At 69.6% G+C, this 16047-nt stretch carries 17 protein-coding genes; 2 read left to right on the forward strand and 15 right to left on the reverse strand.

What is annotated here, in order from left to right; genetic code table 11:
• Window positions 1-63: 63 nt before the first annotated feature.
• From recX to rlmE, 11 genes are all read right to left on the reverse strand, one after another.
• A complete protein-coding gene (gene recX / locus ACHWVH_RS11495; protein WP_295926413.1) occupies window positions 64-558 on the reverse strand; it encodes a recombination regulator RecX in 495 nt (164 codons plus the stop codon).
• Between the two features lie 116 nt (window positions 559-674).
• Window positions 675-1712 (reverse strand): recombinase RecA, encoded by a 1038-nt coding sequence (recA, locus tag ACHWVH_RS11500; protein WP_017910627.1) that lies wholly within the window; start codon window positions 1710-1712, stop codon window positions 675-677.
• A 196-nt stretch (window positions 1713-1908) separates the two neighbouring features.
• Window positions 1909-2544, reverse strand: coding sequence for a transcriptional repressor LexA (gene lexA, locus ACHWVH_RS11505; protein WP_017910626.1), 636 nt, complete (start codon window positions 2542-2544; stop codon window positions 1909-1911).
• Window positions 2545-2876: 332 nt separating this feature from the next.
• On the reverse strand, window positions 2877-4553 hold the full coding sequence (ubiB, locus tag ACHWVH_RS11510) for a 2-polyprenylphenol 6-hydroxylase (protein WP_394687208.1): 1677 nt from the start codon (window positions 4551-4553) through the stop codon (window positions 2877-2879).
• 34 nt (window positions 4554-4587) lie between these two features.
• Window positions 4588-5082: a CinA family protein gene (locus ACHWVH_RS11515; protein ID WP_017914255.1), complete on the reverse strand. Its 495-nt coding sequence runs from the start codon at window positions 5080-5082 to the stop codon at window positions 4588-4590.
• Window positions 5083-5248: 166 nt separating this feature from the next.
• Window positions 5249-6574, reverse strand: coding sequence for a ribosome rescue GTPase HflX (hflX, locus tag ACHWVH_RS11520; protein WP_295926410.1), 1326 nt, complete (start codon window positions 6572-6574; stop codon window positions 5249-5251).
• A 26-nt stretch (window positions 6575-6600) separates the two neighbouring features.
• Window positions 6601-6876: an RNA chaperone Hfq gene (gene hfq, locus ACHWVH_RS11525; protein ID WP_010341316.1), complete on the reverse strand. Its 276-nt coding sequence runs from the start codon at window positions 6874-6876 to the stop codon at window positions 6601-6603.
• Between the two features lie 119 nt (window positions 6877-6995).
• A complete protein-coding gene (gene miaA, locus ACHWVH_RS11530) occupies window positions 6996-7946 on the reverse strand; it encodes a tRNA (adenosine(37)-N6)-dimethylallyltransferase MiaA (protein ID WP_394687209.1) in 951 nt (316 codons plus the stop codon).
• Entirely contained in the window at window positions 7946-8851 is a 906-nt protein-coding gene (gene folP / locus ACHWVH_RS11535) for a dihydropteroate synthase (RefSeq protein WP_152236380.1), read from the reverse strand. The genes miaA and folP overlap by 1 nt, the downstream gene beginning before the upstream one ends.
• A 278-nt stretch (window positions 8852-9129) precedes the next feature.
• On the reverse strand, window positions 9130-11067 hold the full coding sequence (gene ftsH / locus ACHWVH_RS11540) for an ATP-dependent zinc metalloprotease FtsH (protein ID WP_017910619.1): 1938 nt from the start codon (window positions 11065-11067) through the stop codon (window positions 9130-9132).
• 71 nt (window positions 11068-11138) lie between these two features.
• The gene (gene rlmE / locus ACHWVH_RS11545) at window positions 11139-11771 is read right to left on the reverse strand and encodes a 23S rRNA (uridine(2552)-2'-O)-methyltransferase RlmE (protein ID WP_017910618.1); all 633 of its coding nucleotides are present in this window, start codon (window positions 11769-11771) and stop codon (window positions 11139-11141) included.
• 66 nt (window positions 11772-11837) lie between these two features.
• Between rlmE and yhbY the strand changes: the two genes are divergently transcribed.
• Both yhbY and ACHWVH_RS11555 read left to right on the forward strand, forming a co-directional pair.
• Window positions 11838-12143 carry a ribosome assembly RNA-binding protein YhbY gene (gene yhbY / locus ACHWVH_RS11550; protein WP_010341321.1) on the forward strand — a complete coding sequence of 102 codons (306 nt, stop codon included), beginning with the start codon at window positions 11838-11840 and terminating at the stop codon, window positions 12141-12143.
• Window positions 12144-12161: 18 nt separating this feature from the next.
• Entirely contained in the window at window positions 12162-12536 is a 375-nt protein-coding gene (locus ACHWVH_RS11555) for an Mth938-like domain-containing protein (RefSeq protein ID WP_017910617.1), read from the forward strand.
• A gap of 476 nt (window positions 12537-13012) precedes the next feature.
• On the opposite strand, the gene ACHWVH_RS11560 is transcribed toward ACHWVH_RS11555, so the two are convergent.
• The 4 genes from ACHWVH_RS11560 to surE are packed head-to-tail and all read right to left on the reverse strand — an operon-like array spanning window position 13013 to window position 15894.
• Window positions 13013-13810, reverse strand: coding sequence for a peptidoglycan DD-metalloendopeptidase family protein (locus ACHWVH_RS11560; RefSeq protein WP_150409700.1), 798 nt, complete (start codon window positions 13808-13810; stop codon window positions 13013-13015).
• Entirely contained in the window at window positions 13807-14421 is a 615-nt protein-coding gene (locus ACHWVH_RS11565) for a YqaA family protein (protein WP_017917495.1), read from the reverse strand. Before ACHWVH_RS11565 ends, ACHWVH_RS11560 begins: the two co-directional genes overlap by 4 nt.
• A 19-nt stretch (window positions 14422-14440) precedes the next feature.
• The gene (locus ACHWVH_RS11570) at window positions 14441-15118 is read right to left on the reverse strand and encodes a protein-L-isoaspartate(D-aspartate) O-methyltransferase (protein WP_017914224.1); all 678 of its coding nucleotides are present in this window, start codon (window positions 15116-15118) and stop codon (window positions 14441-14443) included.
• Window positions 15115-15894 (reverse strand): 5'/3'-nucleotidase SurE, encoded by a 780-nt coding sequence (gene surE, locus ACHWVH_RS11575; RefSeq protein WP_043091456.1) that lies wholly within the window; start codon window positions 15892-15894, stop codon window positions 15115-15117. Before surE ends, ACHWVH_RS11570 begins: the two co-directional genes overlap by 4 nt.
• Window positions 15895-16047: the final 153 nt, after the last annotated feature.

The following is a 16047-nucleotide window of genomic DNA, read 5'->3' on the forward strand; positions in this document are numbered from 1 at the left end:
GTAGATGAGGGCGCCACGGAAACCGGACAAGACAACTCGCCAAGGGTAGCAGGCCCGGCCCGCTCAGTCCTCCGCAGCGTCGCGCACCGCGGCGCGGATGCTGTCCCCATCGAAACCGCGCCGCGCCAGCAGATCGGCAGCCTTGCGCTGCTGCGGCAGGTCCATCGCCGCGGCAGTACCGAAGCGGCGCCGGACCAGATCCCGCGCGTTTTCGGTCCAGTCGCCCTCGAAGGCCCCCATCGCGGTGGCGATGACCTCACTGTCCAGGCCGTGGGTCCCAAGCTCGGCACGGATATGCAGCGGGCCATACCCTGCTCCGGCGCGGCTGCGCACCAGCAGTTCGGCAAAGCGCCCGTCGTCCTGCCAGCCCTCGCCGCTCAGGCGTTCCACTGCCTCCGCGGCGGCGTCGGCTTCCACGCCACGCGCACGCAGCTTGCGGGTCAGCTCCTTGCGCGAATGCTCGCGCCGCACCAGCAGACCCAGCGCCTTCTGCAGCGGCGTCTGTTCCGGTTGCCGGCGACGCCGACGTGGTGCTTCTTGTGCCTGTTCGTCGCTCATGGGCGATGCCACCCCATTCAAAATGCGCCGTCCCTGGCGCGCGCCCTCCTGGCTTGCTCAAGACTGCCGAGGGAGACGAGCGGCACTGACTCCACCGCTCCCCCGGCAGAAAACCATTACGCGTCGTCGTCTTCCGCCTCGGCCTCGCTCGGGGCGATTTCCGTGGGCTGGAACTTCTCGCGCAGCTCGCTTTCCAGCTTGGCGGCGACCTGCGGGTTGTCGCGCAGGTAACCGCGGGCGTTATCCTTGCCCTGGCCGATGCGCTCGCTGCCGTAGCTGTACCAGGCACCGGCCTTCTCGACCAGCTTGGCTTCCACGCCCATGTCGATCAGTTCGCCCTCGCGGCTGATGCCCTCGCCGTAGAGGATTTCGGTGACGACCTGCTTGAACGGCGGCGCCAGCTTGTTCTTGACGACCTTGATCTTGGTCTGGTTGCCGATGATCTCGTCGCCCTTCTTGATCGCGCCGATGCGGCGGATGTCCAGGCGCACCGAGGCATAGAACTTCAGCGCGTTGCCGCCGGTGGTGGTTTCCGGGCTCTGGCCCGGCATCATCACGCCGATCTTCATGCGCAACTGGTTGATGAACACCACCAGGGTGTTGGAGCGCTTGATGTTGCCGGTGAGCTTGCGCAGCGCCTGGCTCATCAGGCGCGCCTGCAGGCCCGGCAACTGGTCGCCCATCTCGCCTTCGATTTCGGCCTTGGGGGTCAGCGCGGCGACCGAGTCGACCACCACGATGTCCACCGAGCCCGAACGCACCAGCATGTCGGCGATTTCCAGCGCCTGCTCGCCGGTGTCCGGCTGCGACAGCAGCAGCTCGTCGACGTTGACGCCCAGCTTGGCGGCGTAGATCGGGTCCAGCGCGTGCTCGGCGTCGATGAACGCGGCGGTGCCGCCGTTCTTCTGGCACTGCGCGATGGCCTGCAGGGTCAGGGTGGTCTTGCCCGAGGATTCCGGACCGTAGATCTCGACCACGCGGCCCTTCGGCAGGCCGCCGATGCCCAGTGCGATGTCCAGCATCAGCGAGCCGGTCGGAATCACTTCCACCGCTTCGATGACGCGATCGCCCATCCGCATCACCGAGCCCTTGCCGAACTGCTTCTCGATCTGGCTCAGGGCGGCAGCAAGCGCGCGCTTCTTGTTCTCGTCCATTGTGGTGTCCTTGGAAGGTGAGGAGGATTTGCGGAGTGAGGTCAATGTAAGGGCCTGGTATCGCACGGACTGAGACAGTGCGTGGCGAGATGAAAATAATTCGTCCGGACCGGGCGACGGCAGCGGCGAATGGCGATATCCGGGGTCGGAAAAGTCCGGCCGGCGCTGTAGTGGATGCCCTGCTCCACGCGCGGCATCAGCGGTTGGGGCGCAGCAGGCCGCAGTACAGGCCTTCGATGGCGAACTCCTGGTCCGGCAGCACCTCGATCGGCGCATAGTCCGGGTTACGCGGGAGCAGGCGGATGCGGTCCTTGCCGATCTTCAGCAGCTTGACCGTGATCTCCTCGTCGATGCGCGCCACCACGATCTGCCCGGAGCGTGCATCGCGGGTGCGGTGCACGCCGATCAGGTCGCCGTCGAAGATGCCTTCGTCGCGCATGGAGTCGCCCTGCACCTTCAGCAGGTAGTCCGGGGCCGGCGAGAAGAACACCCGGTCCAGCACCACGAAGTCGTCGGAGCCGATGTCCGCGCCGATCGGCAGGCCGGCCGCGACGCGCCCGAGCACTGGCAGGCGCAGCACGTCGGCGCTGTCCACCTGCGGCGCGGGGGCCGGGGCGGCTGCCCCACCCAGCAGGCGGATGCCGCGCGCCTGCCCGGGCACCCGGCGGATCGCGCCGGCCTGTTCGAGCGCTTCCAGGTGGTACTGGGCCGCGCGCACGCCTTTGAAGCCGAAGGCACGGGCAATCTCGGTCTGCGACGGCGGCACGCCGTCGTGTTCGATGCGCTCGGCGATCAGGTCGAGGATCGCCTGCTGGGTTTCGGTCAGGTCCATGGTTAGTAGTAATACTACTAAATTAGCTGGCGAGCAACTGGCGCGTGGGTCTGGAGTGCCGGCGCGCTTCGCTGCCGCCAATGATGGATGCTCCGCGCGACCGCCCGCAATGCCGTCGTCGGCAGGCGCGCGGCTTCTGATCATGGCGGCCTTTTTGGACCCCGCACAGCGTCAGTGCGATGTGTACCGGGTGATTCGAGTGCATCGCGTCGGGGCTGAAGCCCCTCCCACAAGGGATCGCGTGCGCGCCGACACTCCTGTGAAGCGGGGCGCTGCCTGCGAACCAGCCGCCTCAGCTTCCGGCGAACCGTGCTTGAGAGCATGCGCCGCGCTCAGCGCCCGCTGCGCCAGATCGAGAACAGGATCCACACCCCCGACAGTGCCGCGCCGACGAAGCCGCAGACGCCGATCGCCAACAGCCAGCGGCTGGAAATGCCGCCGACGCTGTTCATCACGATCGACGAGCCGATGATCAGCGCGGCGGTGACGATGCCCATGGTCAGGCGGTTGGCGGCGCGGTTGACCTGGTCGCCGAAGCCCTTCAGCGAGCCGGTCTCCACGTTCAACTGCAGGCGCCCGCGCCGCGCCGCCTGCAGCAGCCGGCGCGTGTCGCGCGGCAGGTCGCCGAGCAGTTCCAGCGCGCCCAGCACGGTGCGGCGGCCGCGCCTGGCCATCGCCCGCGGCGCGAACCGCTGCAGCATCACCCGCTCCAGGTACGGGGCGGCGGCGCCGGCCATGTCGAAATCCGGATCGAGCTGGCGCCCGACCCCTTCCAGGGTCAGGAAGGTCTTGATCATCAGCGCCAGGTCGGCCGGCAGCGCCAGCGCGTGCTGGCGCAGCAGCGCGGTGACGTCGCCGAGCATCGCACCGACCTGCAGATCCTTCAGTGGCACGCCGCGGTACTGGTCGACGAAGGCGGCGATTTCCAGGTGCAGGCGCGCCTCGTCGACCTCGACTTCGCCGTCGGTCCACTCCAGCAGAATGTCGGCGACCGCCTCGGCGTCCTGGGTGACCAGCCCGTGCAGCAGTTGCACCACCTGGTAGCGGCGCTGTTCGGAGATGCGCCCGACCATGCCGAAGTCGATCACCGCGATGCGCTCGCCGGGCAGGTAGAAGATGTTGCCCGGATGCGGATCGGCGTGGAAACAGCCGTCCTCCAGCACCATCTTCAGCACGATGTCGGCCCCTGTGCGCGCCAGTTGGCGACGGTCCAGGCCGGCGGCGTCGACCGCGGCCAGGTCGCGGCCGCCGATGCCGTCGACGAAGTCCTGCACATTGAGCGTTTCGCAGGTCCACTGCCAGTGCACCCGCGGGATCACGATCTCGTCGTGTCCCTGGAAGTTGGCGGCGATGCGCTCGGCATTGCGGCATTCGCCGGCGAAATCCAGCTCGCGGCGCAGCGACAGGGTGAACTGGTGCACCACCGCGGCCGGGTGATAGCGCTTGAGGTCCGGCGCGCGCGCTTCGACGATCTCCGCCAGCCGCGCCAGCAATCGCAGGTCGGCCTCGATCACCTCGCGGATGCCGGGGCGGCGCACCTTGATCACCACGGCGGTGCCGTCGTGCAGCCGGGCGCGATGGGTCTGCGCCAGCGAGGCGGCGGCCAGCGGGGTTTCCTCGACCTCGGCGAAGATCGCTGTCGGCGCCTCGCCGAGCGCCTCGATCAGCTGCGGCAGGATCTGCGGGTAGTCCAGCGCCGGCGCGGCGTTCTGCAGTTCGCCCAGTTCGTCGATCCACTCCGGCGGCAGCAGGTCCACGCGCGTGGCCAGCACCTGGCCCAGCTTGACGAAGGTCGGGCCGAGATCCTGCAGGGCGCGCCGCACCCGCTGCGGGGCCGACATGCGCAGCATCTCCTCGGCGTTGTGCCAGTGCAGCAGGCGCCCGGCGCGCTCCAGCACGTCGGCCATGCCGATGCGCCGGACCACGTCGCCGAACCCGTAGCGGATCAGCACCGAGGCGATTTCCTGCAGGCGTCCCAGATCGCGGACGGTGCTCAACGCCTCCCACATCGCGCTCATCCTCGGGGAAGGCGCGCGGCCACGATCACAGCAACGCGTCCAGGCCGCGCAGGGCCGCCGCCACGGTCTGCCGGCGCACCGCGTCGCGGTCGCCCGGGAACTGGAACAATTGCGCGCTGGCATAGCCGCCGCGGCGCTTCCAGCCCAGCCAGACGCTGCCGACCGGCTTGTCCGCCGAGCCGCCGCCCGGCCCGGCGATGCCGGTCACCGCGACCGCGACGCTGGCGCCGGAATTGACCAGCGCCCCGGACACCATCTCGATCACCGTCTCCCGGCTGACCGCGCCATGATGCTCCAGCGTCTGCGGACGCACGCCCAGCAAGGCCTGCTTGGCCTCGTAGCTGTAGGCGACGATGCCGCAGTCGAACCAGGCCGAAGACCCGGCGACGTCGGTCATCACCTTGGCGATCCAGCCGCCGCTGCAGCTTTCGGCGGTGACCAGGCGCTCGCGCGCGGTGCGCAAGCGATCGCTGAGGGCGGTGGCCTGTTGCAGCAGATCCGAATCGGTGGGAAGCGTCATGGCACAGCTCGGGAAACCAGTGCGCTTTGTAGCCCAATTCGCCGTGGCTGTCGCGCCTGCGCGTGCCGGCGGATGGCCGGCCGTCAGCCAACGCGGCGCATGGGCCGCGACCACGCCGGCCCGCCCATCGGCGTCGAGCGTGCCGACGCCGGCGTCGACGCGGCACTCAGCGCTGCTGCCACTCCTCCTGCTCGCGCGGCGGCAGCAGCACGCGGATCGGTGCGCCGTCGGCCGCGGCGGCCAGACGCTCGGCCTCGGTGATCGGGATGTCCACCTGCAGCAGCCAGCCGTCCTCGTCGGCCTGCTCGCTGCGGATCACCTGCAACTGGTGCAATTGCGAGCGCAGGCGCCCGGCGCTCGGCGGCAGGCGCAGGCTGCCCTGCACGTGGCGCAGGCCCAGGCGCTGGCCGAGCACGTGCTGCAGCAGGTCCAGGCCGCGCCCGTCGCGCGCGGAGATCCACACCCGCTCGCGCCGCGCCGTGTCCGGCACGCCGTCCTGCGCATCGTGACGCACCTCGGCGCCCTCGATGCGGTCGATCTTGTTGAACACCAGCAACTGCGGCAGTTCGCCGGCGCCGACCGCGTGCAGCACCTCGTCGACCTGGGCGATGCGCTCCTCGCGCAGCGGATCGGCGGCGTCGACCACGTGCAGCAGCAGATCTGCCTCGCGCGCCTCGGACAGGGTCGAGCGGAACGCCGCCACCAGCTCATGCGGCAGGTTGCGCACGAAGCCGACGGTATCGGCCAGCATCGCGTTGCCGCCGGGCAGCGCGATGCGCCGCACGGTCGGGTCCAGGGTCGCGAACAACTGGTCGGCGGCGTAGGCTTCGGCGCCGGTCAGCGCGTTGAACAGGGTCGACTTGCCGGCGTTGGTGTAGCCCACCACCGCGATCCGCGGCAGCTCGCTGCGCACCCGCGCGCGGCGCATCTGGGTGTGCTGCACCTCGACCTTCTCCAGCCGCTTCTGCAACTGCTCCACACGCTTCTGCAGCAGGCGGCGATCGGTTTCCAGCTGGGTTTCGCCGGGGCCGCGCAGGCCGATCGAACCGCCGCGCTGGCGCTCCAGGTGGGTCCAGCCGCGCACCAGCCGGGTGGCCATGTGCCGCAACTGGGCCAGTTCGACCTGCAGCTTGCCTTCGTGGCTGCGCGCGCGCTGGGCGAAGATGTCTAGGATCAGCCCGGTGCGGTCGATCACGCGCCGCTCCAGGTATTTCTCCAGGTTGCGCTCCTGGCCGGGGCTGAGCGCGTGGTTGACCAGAACCAGGTCGGCACCGCTGGCGTCGGCGGCGGCCTTGACCTCTTCCAGCTTGCCGCTGCCGATCAGCGTCGCCGGACTCGGCTTGTCGATGCGCGCAGTCACGGTGGCGGCGATGCTGGCACCGGCCGAGCGCGCCAGGTCGGCGAACTCCTCCAGCACATCGTCTTCCAACGGACCGCCCGCGTAGGGCTGGATCAGGAGTGCATGTTCGCCGCGGCGGGACCGATCAAACACCCGCGGCTCCGCACTTCGTTACGGTACTACTCGACTTCATCATCACCCGCACTGCCACCTTCGTTCTGCTGCACATAGCCGCCGCCCGGTCCCACGCGCACGTTGCGCGCCGGCACCACGGTGGAAATGGCGTGTTTGTAGACCATCTGGCTGACGGTATTGCGCAGCAGGACCACGAACTGATCGAACGACTCGATCGTGCCCTGCAGCTTGATGCCGTTGACCAGATACACCGAGACAGGGACCCGTTCGCGACGCAACGCGTTGAGGAAAGGATCCTGCAAGGATTGCCCCTTGGACATGCTTCACTCCCAAATTATTGTTTTTATTGTCCGGGACGGCACCGCAGCTCCCCTGCCGTGGTCCGGAACGTCGATGTTACACAACCGCGGGCGCCAGCACAGCGCGGCGGCGCGCCCGATCAGCCGAGAAAGGCGTCCAGGGCCGCCTGCAGGCGCCCGGCGTCGCGCGCCGGGTCGAACCAGCGGGCATCCTGCTCGCCGCGCAGCCAGGTGAGCTGGCGTTTGGCCAGCTGCCGGGTGGCGGCGATGGCGCGGACGCGGAAGTCCGCCGCATCGCCGACGCCGTCCAGGTACTCCCAGGCCTGGCGGTAGCCGACCGCGCGCACCGCCGGCAGCGCCAGCGGCTGCGCCACCGCCTGCATCCCGGGCAGCGCGCGCAAGGCGCGCACTTCGTCGAGGAAGCCCTGCCCCAGCATCGCGTCGAAGCGGGCCTCGATGCGCGCGTGCAGCACACTGCGCTCGGCCGGCGCCAGCACCAGCTTCAGCACCCGCAGCGGCAGCCGCGGCGGACCCGGGTCCGCCTGCCAGGCACTGATCGGCCGGCCGCTGAGCCGGTACACCTCCAGCGCACGCTGGATGCGCTGCGCGTCGCCGGGACGGATGCGCTGCGCGGCCGACGGATCGATCCGCTGCAGTTCCGCGTGCAATGCCGCCCAACCCTCGGCATGCGCCTGCGCGGTCAGCGCCGCGCGCAGTTGCGGGTCGGCCGCCGGCATCGGCGCCAACCCTTCCAGCAGCGCCTGGAAGTACAGGCCGGTGCCGCCGGCCAGGATCGGCAGGCGGCCGCGGGCCACGATCGCCTCCAGCGCGGCGCGCGCGTCGGCGGCGAATTCGGCCGCCGAATACGTCTGCCAGGGATCGCGCAGGTCCAGCAGATGGTGCGGCACCCGCGCGCGCTCGGCGGCATCGGGCTTGGCCGCGCCGATGTCCAGGCCACGGTAGACCAGCGCCGAATCGACACTGACGATCTCGCCGCCGCAACGTTCGGCCAGGGCGATCGCCGCGGCGGTCTTGCCCGAGGCGGTCGGGCCCATCAGCGCGATCGCGCGCGGGCGCCGGTCGGCCGCCATCAGTCCTCGTCCGGCCAGCGGATCGTCGCCGCGGCCGACGCTGTGGCGGCGCGCGGCAACGGCACGGCCTGCAGCGCCTGCCAGACCTTTAGCGCGTCGACGGTGGCAGCGACGTCGTGCACGCGCAGCAGCGCGGCACCGCGCTGTGCAGCCAGCAGATGCGCGGCGACCGAGCCGGCCACCCGCTGCTCCGGCGCCTCGCGCCCGGTCAGCTCGCCGATGCTGCGCTTGCGCGACAAGCCGGCCAGCACCGGCACGCCCAGCTCGACCAACCGCGCCAACTGGGCCAGCAACTGCAGGTTGTCGGCGGTGCTCTTGCCGAAGCCGAAGCCCGGGTCGACCAGGATGCGTCGCTTGTCGATGCCGGCCATCTCCGCGGCGAAGATGCGCTCGGCCAGGAACCGGTGCACCTCGCCGACCACGTCGTCGTAGCCGGGCGCGCTGCCGGCGGCATAGGCATCAGCGGGCATGTGCATCAGCACCACCGGCACCCCCAGTTCCGCGGCAGCGTCCAGTGCGCCGGGCTGGCGCAGGGCCTGCACGTCGTTGATCATGCCGGCGCCCGCCGCGACCGCGGCGCGCATCACCTCCGGCTTGAAGGTGTCCACGCTCAGCGGCAGCGCGGTCTGCGCGGCCAGCCGCTCGATCACCGGAATCACCCGCCGCAGTTCTTCTTCCACCGGCACCGGCGTCGCGCCCGGACGGGTCGACTCGCCGCCGATGTCCAGCACGTCGGCGCCCTCCCCGGCCAGGCGCAGGCCGTGCGCCACCGCCGCGTCCACGCTGGCGTGGGCGCCCCCGTCGGAGAACGAATCCGGGGTGACATTGACGATGCCCATCACCCGCGGGCGATCGAGCAGCAGCCGGTGGGCGCCGCACTGCAGGCTGGGCGAGGTGTCGAACATCGGTGAGTCTCCTGGTAGTGGCCGTGGCGGGCGGCGGAATGGCGCTGCGCAGCGCCATGCGGCATCCGCGACACACGCATGGCGGCAGCGGCGTGCGCGACGTTTCCGCGGCACATCGCATCGACGCGGCAACCTGCGGCCAGCGCAGTGCCATTGTCGCCCACGCGCATGCAGGCGGCGAGTCGGCGTAAGCCGATGCGACCGGCCCCGCACCGCCACCAACAAAAAAGCCAGGGATCGCTCCCTGGCTTTTCGACGCTTGAAGGGCGCTCCTGCGCTTACACCTGCTCGGCAGGCCCGGCGATCGGCGGCAGCGGACGCGAATTGCCCTTGTCGTTGTTGCCGCCGTCCTTGCCGGACTTGTTCCAGCCCATCGGCGGCGGCGGATCGCGGCCTTCCATGATCGCCTCGATCTGCGGCGCGTCGATGGTCTCGTACTGCAGCAGCAGCTGCGACATGGTGTGCAGCTTGTCCAGATTCTCGGTGAGGATCTGCGTGGTCTTCGCATACGCCTTGTCGAGGATCGACCGCACCACTTCGTCGATGCGCCGCGCGGTGTCGTCGGAGACGCTCTTGTGCTGGGTCACCGAACGGCCCAGGAAAACCTCGTCGTCCTCCTCGCCGTAGGCGATCGGCCCCAGCTCGTCGGACAGGCCCCACTTGGTGACCATGTTGCGCGCCATCTTGGTCGCGCGCTCGATGTCGTTGGACGCGCCGGTGGTGACCTTGTCGGTACCGAAGATCAGTTCCTCCGCCACGCGGCCGCCGTACAGCGAGCACAACTGCGACTCGATCGCCACACGGTTCATCGAGTACTTGTCGCCTTCCGGCAGATACATGGTCACGCCCAGCGCGCGGCCGCGCGGGATGATCGTGACCTTGTAGACCGGGTCGTGCTCGGGCACCAGGCGGCCGACGATGGCGTGGCCGGCTTCGTGGTAGGCGGTGAGCGTCTTCTCGTCCTCGCTCATGGCCATCGAACGACGCTCGGCACCCATCAGGATCTTGTCGCGGGCACGGTCGAAGTGGTCCATGCGCACTTCCTTGACCGACTCGCGCGCGGCGAACAGGGCCGCCTCGTTGCACAGATTGGCCAGGTCGGCGCCGGAGAAGCCCGGCGTGCCGCGCGCGATCACCATCGGCTCGATGTCGTCGGCCAGCGGCAGCTTGCGCATGTGCACCTTGAGGATCTGCTCGCGGCCGCGCACGTCCGGCAGGCCCACCACCACCTGGCGATCGAAGCGGCCCGGGCGCAGCAGCGCCGGATCCAGCACGTCCGGACGGTTGGTCGCGGCGATCACGATCACGCCTTCGCCGCCCTCGAAGCCGTCCATCTCCACCAGCAACTGGTTGAGGGTCTGCTCGCGCTCGTCGTGACCGCCGCCCAGGCCGGCGCCGCGATGGCGGCCGACCGCATCGATTTCGTCGATGAAGATGATGCACGGCGCATGCTTCTTGGCCTGCTCGAACATGTCGCGCACGCGGCTGGCGCCGACGCCGACGAACATTTCCACGAAGTCCGAACCGGAGATGCTGAAGAACGGCACCTTGGCCTCGCCGGCGATGGCCTTGGCCAGCAGGGTCTTGCCGGTACCCGGCGGGCCGACCATCAGCACGCCGCGCGGGATCTTGCCGCCGAGCTTGGTGAACTTGGTCGGATCGCGCAGGAAGTCGACCAGTTCGCCGACCTCTTCCTTGGCCTCGTCGCAGCCGGCGACGTCGGCGAAGGTGATCTTGATCTGGTCCTCGCCCTGCAGCTTGGCGCGCGACTTGCCGAAGGACATCGCGCCCTTGGCGCCACCGCCGCCACCCTGCATCTGGCGCATGATGAACAGCCAGAAGCCGATGATCAGGATGACCGGCAGGAAGTTCAGCACCAGCGACCAGAAGCCCGGACCGTTGTCGGGCTTCTGCCGGGTGATGTCCACGTTCTTGCTGTACAGCACGTCGATCAGCTTGCCGTCGCTCGGGCCGTACACCGAGCCTTCGCTGCCGTCAGCGCGCTTGAAGCGGATCGCGTTGACCGACAGGTTGGTGGCATCGGTGAAATCGACCGACTTCACCCGCCCGGCGTCCACGTCCTTAAGGAACTGGGAGTAGGTCACGTTGTCGGTGCCCGCGCCGCCGGCGAGCCGCGGCGAGAAGCTCTGGAACACCACCATCAGCACGACGGCAACGACTACCCACAACAGCAGATTCTTGGTCAAGTCGTTCATCCTCATTGGCTCCGGTGTCCCTTCAACTCTGTCTCGATGCGTGGCATTGCGGATTCAGCCTTACGTTCAGCTTACTTGATCTGGGCGCGCTTGCCCTGTCCGAGGGCGTAGACCTCCGGCGAGCGCTTGCGCGACGCGGCCGGCTTGCGGATGGTCACCTTCTCATAGCGGCGGCGCATGTCGCGGATGTAGTCGTCGAACCCCACGCCCTGGAACAGCTTGATCAGGAACGCGCCGTTCGGCTTCAGGTGGCTGTCGGCGAACGCCATCGCCAATTCCGCCAGATGCATCATCCGCGGCTGGTCGACCGCATCCATTCCGCTCTTATTGGGGGCCATATCCGACAGCACAAGGTCCACCGGGGTATCGCCCAGCATGGCCTCGAATTGCGATAGCACCGCGTCCTCCCTGAAGTCACCGTGAAGGAACTCCACGCCGGCCAGCGGCGGCATCTCCAGGATGTCCAGGGCCAGCACGCGACCGCGGTCGCCCATCGACTTGCGCACCTGCTGCGACCAGCCGCCCGGCGCGGCGCCGAGATCGACCACCACCATGTCCGGCTTGAGCAGCCTGTCGCGCTGCAGCAGTTCCTCCAGCTTATAGGCCGCGCGCGAGCGCATGCCTTCGGCCTGGGCCTTCTTCACGAAGGGATCGGCGAAATGTTCGCGGAGCCAGCGTTGGCTGCTTTTGCTGCGGGTGGCCATGGACGCACGGTCGGGAGGGGCGGCCATGATACCCTGATCGCCCTTGCCAACCCTGCTCCCACCTGCATGTCGATCAGCCTGACCTCGGCCCAGAACCGCTTCCTGCGCGGCCTGGCCCACGACCTCAAACCCCTGCTGCAGATCGGCAGCAAGGGCGTCACCCCGGCCTTCCTGGCCGAACTGGACGAGGTGCTGGAGCGCCACGAACTGGTCAAGGTGAAGGTCGGCGGCGACGACCGCGAGGCCCGCGACGCCGCCATCGGCAGCCTGGTGGAGCAGTCGCACAGCGTGCTGGTGCAGCGCATCGGCCATACCGCGATCCTGTATCGCCCGGCCAAGGAAGACCGGCAGATCGTGCTGCCGCGCGCCTGAGCGCGCTCCGGTGACCTCATGCAACTGACCCAGGACCTGCCCGACTACGCCTATGCCCTGCGCATGGCCGACGGCCGCCAGGCCAAGGTGAACGACCGGCTGTTGACCCGCAGCTTTGTCCTCGCGCCGGACACCCTGGTCGAGGACTGGCAGGCCCCGCCGGCCGGCGACCTGCAGCCGCAACATCTGCAGCCGCTGCTGGAGCTCAACCCGGCCCTGGTGATCCTCGGCACCGGCGAACGCCAGGTGTTTCCCGCCGCGGCGGTGATGGCGCTGTTCCTGACCCGCGGCATCGGCATCGAGGTGATGAACAATGCCGCTGCGGCGCGCACCTACAACGTGCTGGCCGCCGAAGGCCGTCGCGTGGCGGTGGGGTTTCTGCTCGAAGGCTGAGCCAGGCGTCGCGGGCCGGGCACTGCGACCTCCTCATCGTTGACCTCAGCGGCCTCAACCACGGCCTGGCCGCGCCGCGGACAACATGCGATCGAGGCAGAGAGGACGCCTGTCGTTCCTTTCGTCTCTTGCAGATCGCTGCGCGGCGTCTGCCGCGCGATGCGAGCACAGCGCGTCGGGGCTGAAGCCCCTCCCACAAAAGAATGCATGCACGGTGGCACCCCGTATGAGCCGGCGGCGCTTGCGGCCCACTGGGCCGCGCCGATGGCGAACGCCCGGCGCGCTGCGCCGGGCCGGGGATCCGCCCACGTAACGACGCAACCGGTTACTTCGGCGGCAGATACAGCAGCGGGTCGACCGGCTTGCCGTTGTAGCGGGTGAGCCGGCGGCGCTTGCGGCCCACTGGGCCGCGCCGTTGGCGAACGCCCGGCGCGCTGCGCCGGGCCGGGGATCCGCCCGCGCAACGACGCAACCGGTTACTTCGGCGGCAGATACAGCAGTGGGTCGACCGGCTTGCCGTTGTAGCGGATCTCGAAGTGCAGCATGTCGCGCGCCGCGCCGCTGTGGCCCATTTCGGCGATCTGCTGGCCGGCCTTGACGTTCTGGCCTTCGTTGACCAGGCGCTTGCGGTTGTGGCCGTAGGCCGACAGCCACTGTTCGTTGTGCTTGACGATGATCAGTTCGCCATAGCCGACCAGGCCGGCGCCGGAATAGACCACCACGCCGTCCGCCGCGGCGCGCACGGCCTCGCCGTTGCTGCCGCCGATGTCGATGCCCTGCTTGGTCGCCTCGCCGCCGACGAAGCGGCTGACCACCACGCCATCGGCCGGCCAGCGCCAGGGGAAACCGCTGCTGACCGGCGCCGGCACCGGAACAGACGGCGGCCGAGCGGCGGCGCCGGCACCGGAGGCCGGCGGCGTCACCGGGCCGCTACCGGGCCGCACGGCGACTGCCCCACCCGGCGGATACAGCTTCAGCGACTGCCCCGGATAGATGGTGTACGGCGGCTGCAGGCCGTTCCAGCCGGCCAGGTCCTGCGGGGTGATGTTGTTGGCGCGGGCGATCGCGTACAGCGTGTCGCCGCGCCGAACGGTGGCGCTGACTCCGGGCTTGGGCACGGACACGCGAGGCGCCGAGGCAGCAGCGGTGCCGCGCACCGGCGCGCCGCCCGGCGTGCGCACCACCGTGGCGCTGCTGCAGGCGCCGAGCGCCACCGCCACCAGCACCCCCAGGCCGCAACGCAGGCCGTTCCGCACCACCCGATCCACGCTCATCCGACCTTCGCTCTCCATATGACCCACACCACCAGCAGCGCCAGGATCGCCGAGGCGACCCAGCCGAGCGGCTCGATCCAGCGGCGCAACGCGGCTTCCGCGCGCGGCCCGCCGAGACGGATCGCCCCGGCCACCAGGTACACGCGCTTGCCGCGCCCCACCAGCATGCTCGCCAGGAACGGTAGCAGCGGCACCCCGACGATGCCTGAGGCCCAGGTGAATATCTTCAGCGGGATCGGGGTGAAGCCGGCCAGCACCAGCAGCCAGAACGCACGCCACGGCGACTCGGCGATGACCTCGCGCAAGTGGTTCACCTGCGCGTCGATCTTCTGCGTCCAACCGAGCCATTCGATCAGCGGCTGCACCGCGGCGAAGGCGAAATGCCCGAGCAGATAGCCGATCACCGCGCCAGCCAGGGAGCCGAGCAGGCTCAACGTGGCGAACCACAGCGCGCGCCGCGGCTGTGCCAGCGACATCGGCGCCAGCATCACTTCCGGCGGCACCGGGAACACGATGGCCTCGGCGAAACTGAGACCGGTCAGCAGGGCCGGCGCGCGGCGATGCCGCGACCAGGCGATGGCGCGTTCGTACAACGGCCCGAAAATCTTCATCCAGTGCGGCTCCGGGAGGTCAATCCAGCATGCCCGACAGCAACGGGACGAAGGTCACCGGCGCCAGGACGTCTTGTTCGATCTGGCCGTCGGCGGCGCGGCGCAGGCGGATCAGCGATTGCGCGGACGGGCCACCGACCGGCGCCACCAGGCAGCCGCCCGGGGCCAGCTGTTCGATCAGTGCGTCGACCAGCGCCGGTGCCGCCGCCGTGACCACGATCGCGTCGAACGGGCCATGCTCGGGCCAGCCGATGCGGCCGTCGTCGTGCTTGCTGCGCACGTTCATGCCGAGCTGGCGGAAACGCTTGCGCGCCTGCCGCAGCAGATCGCCGATGCGCTCGACGGTATGCACTTCCAGACCCAGCGCGGCCAGGATGGCCGCCTGGTAGCCGGAGCCGGTACCGACTTCCAGCACCCTCTTCGGCGCCGCTTCCAGCACCGTCTCGGTCATGCGCGCCACCACCCACGGTTGCGAGATGGTCTGGCCGTGGCCGATCGGCAGCGCGGTGTCCTCGTAGGCGCGCGAGGCCAGCGCCTCGTCGATGAACAGATGCCGCGGCACGGTGCGCACCGCGTTGAGCACGCTCTCGTCGCGGATGCCGGCCTCGCGCAGGCGCTCGACCAGGCGGTCGCGCACGCGCTGCGAGGTCATGCCGATGCCGATCGCTTCCGGCTGCAGGCGCAACCGCGGGGTCATGCCGGGCGGCCCAGCGCGGCGGTCAGGCCGCCGACCCAGCTGGCGACCTTTTCCAGTGCCTGGTAGCGGGTCAGATCGACCTGGATCGGGGTGATCGAGATGAAGCCGGTGCGTACCGCGTGGAAGTCGGTACCGGGACCGGCGTCCTGCTCGCGCCCGGCCGGGCCGATCCAGTACACGGTGCCGCCGCGCGGGTCGGTCTGCGGCAGGCACGGTTCGGAGCGGTGGCGGTTGCCGAGCCGGGTGACCTCGAAGCCCTTGATCTCCTGCCACGGCAGGTCGGGCACGTTGACGTTGAGGATGGTGTCGGCCGGCAGCGGATCGGCCTTGAGCTGGGCCACGATCTCCACTGCGGCGCGTGCGGCGGTCTGGAAATGCCTGGGGTCGTGGTTGTGGCTGACCAGCGACACCGCCACCGCGGGCAGGCCGAGGAAGCGGCCCTCCATCGCCGCCGAGACGGTACCGGAATAGATCACGTCGTCGCCGAGATTGGCGGAATTGTTGATGCCGGAGACCACGATGTCCGGGTCGAACTCCAGCATGCCGGTGAGCGCCAGATGCACGCAGTCGGTGGGCGTGCCGGCGACGCTGCAGGTGTAGTGGTCGATGCGCTTGAGCCGGATCGGCAGATCCAGGGTCAGCGAATTGCTGGCGCCGGACCGGTCGCGGTCGGGTGCGACCACCGTCACCTCGTGGCCGGCGCCGCGCAACTGCTCGGCCAGCATGCGGATGCCGGGGGCGTCGACGCCGTCGTCGTTGCTCACTAATACGCGCATGGTGCTCCTCGAAAACCGGGGGCATGATACCGGATGCGCCCTGCCAGGTCGCTGACAGCGCGACGACGACCGCGGTGACGGCCATCGCGCCGCGCACTGGAGCGGCGTCGCGCCGTGCGACCGCAGCGCACTGGTCCGCACGCCAGACGCTGC

Source organism: uncultured Xanthomonas sp. (assembly GCF_964278005.1).
In the GTDB taxonomy this organism is placed as follows: Bacteria; Pseudomonadota; Gammaproteobacteria; order Xanthomonadales; family Xanthomonadaceae; genus Xanthomonas_A; species Xanthomonas_A sontii.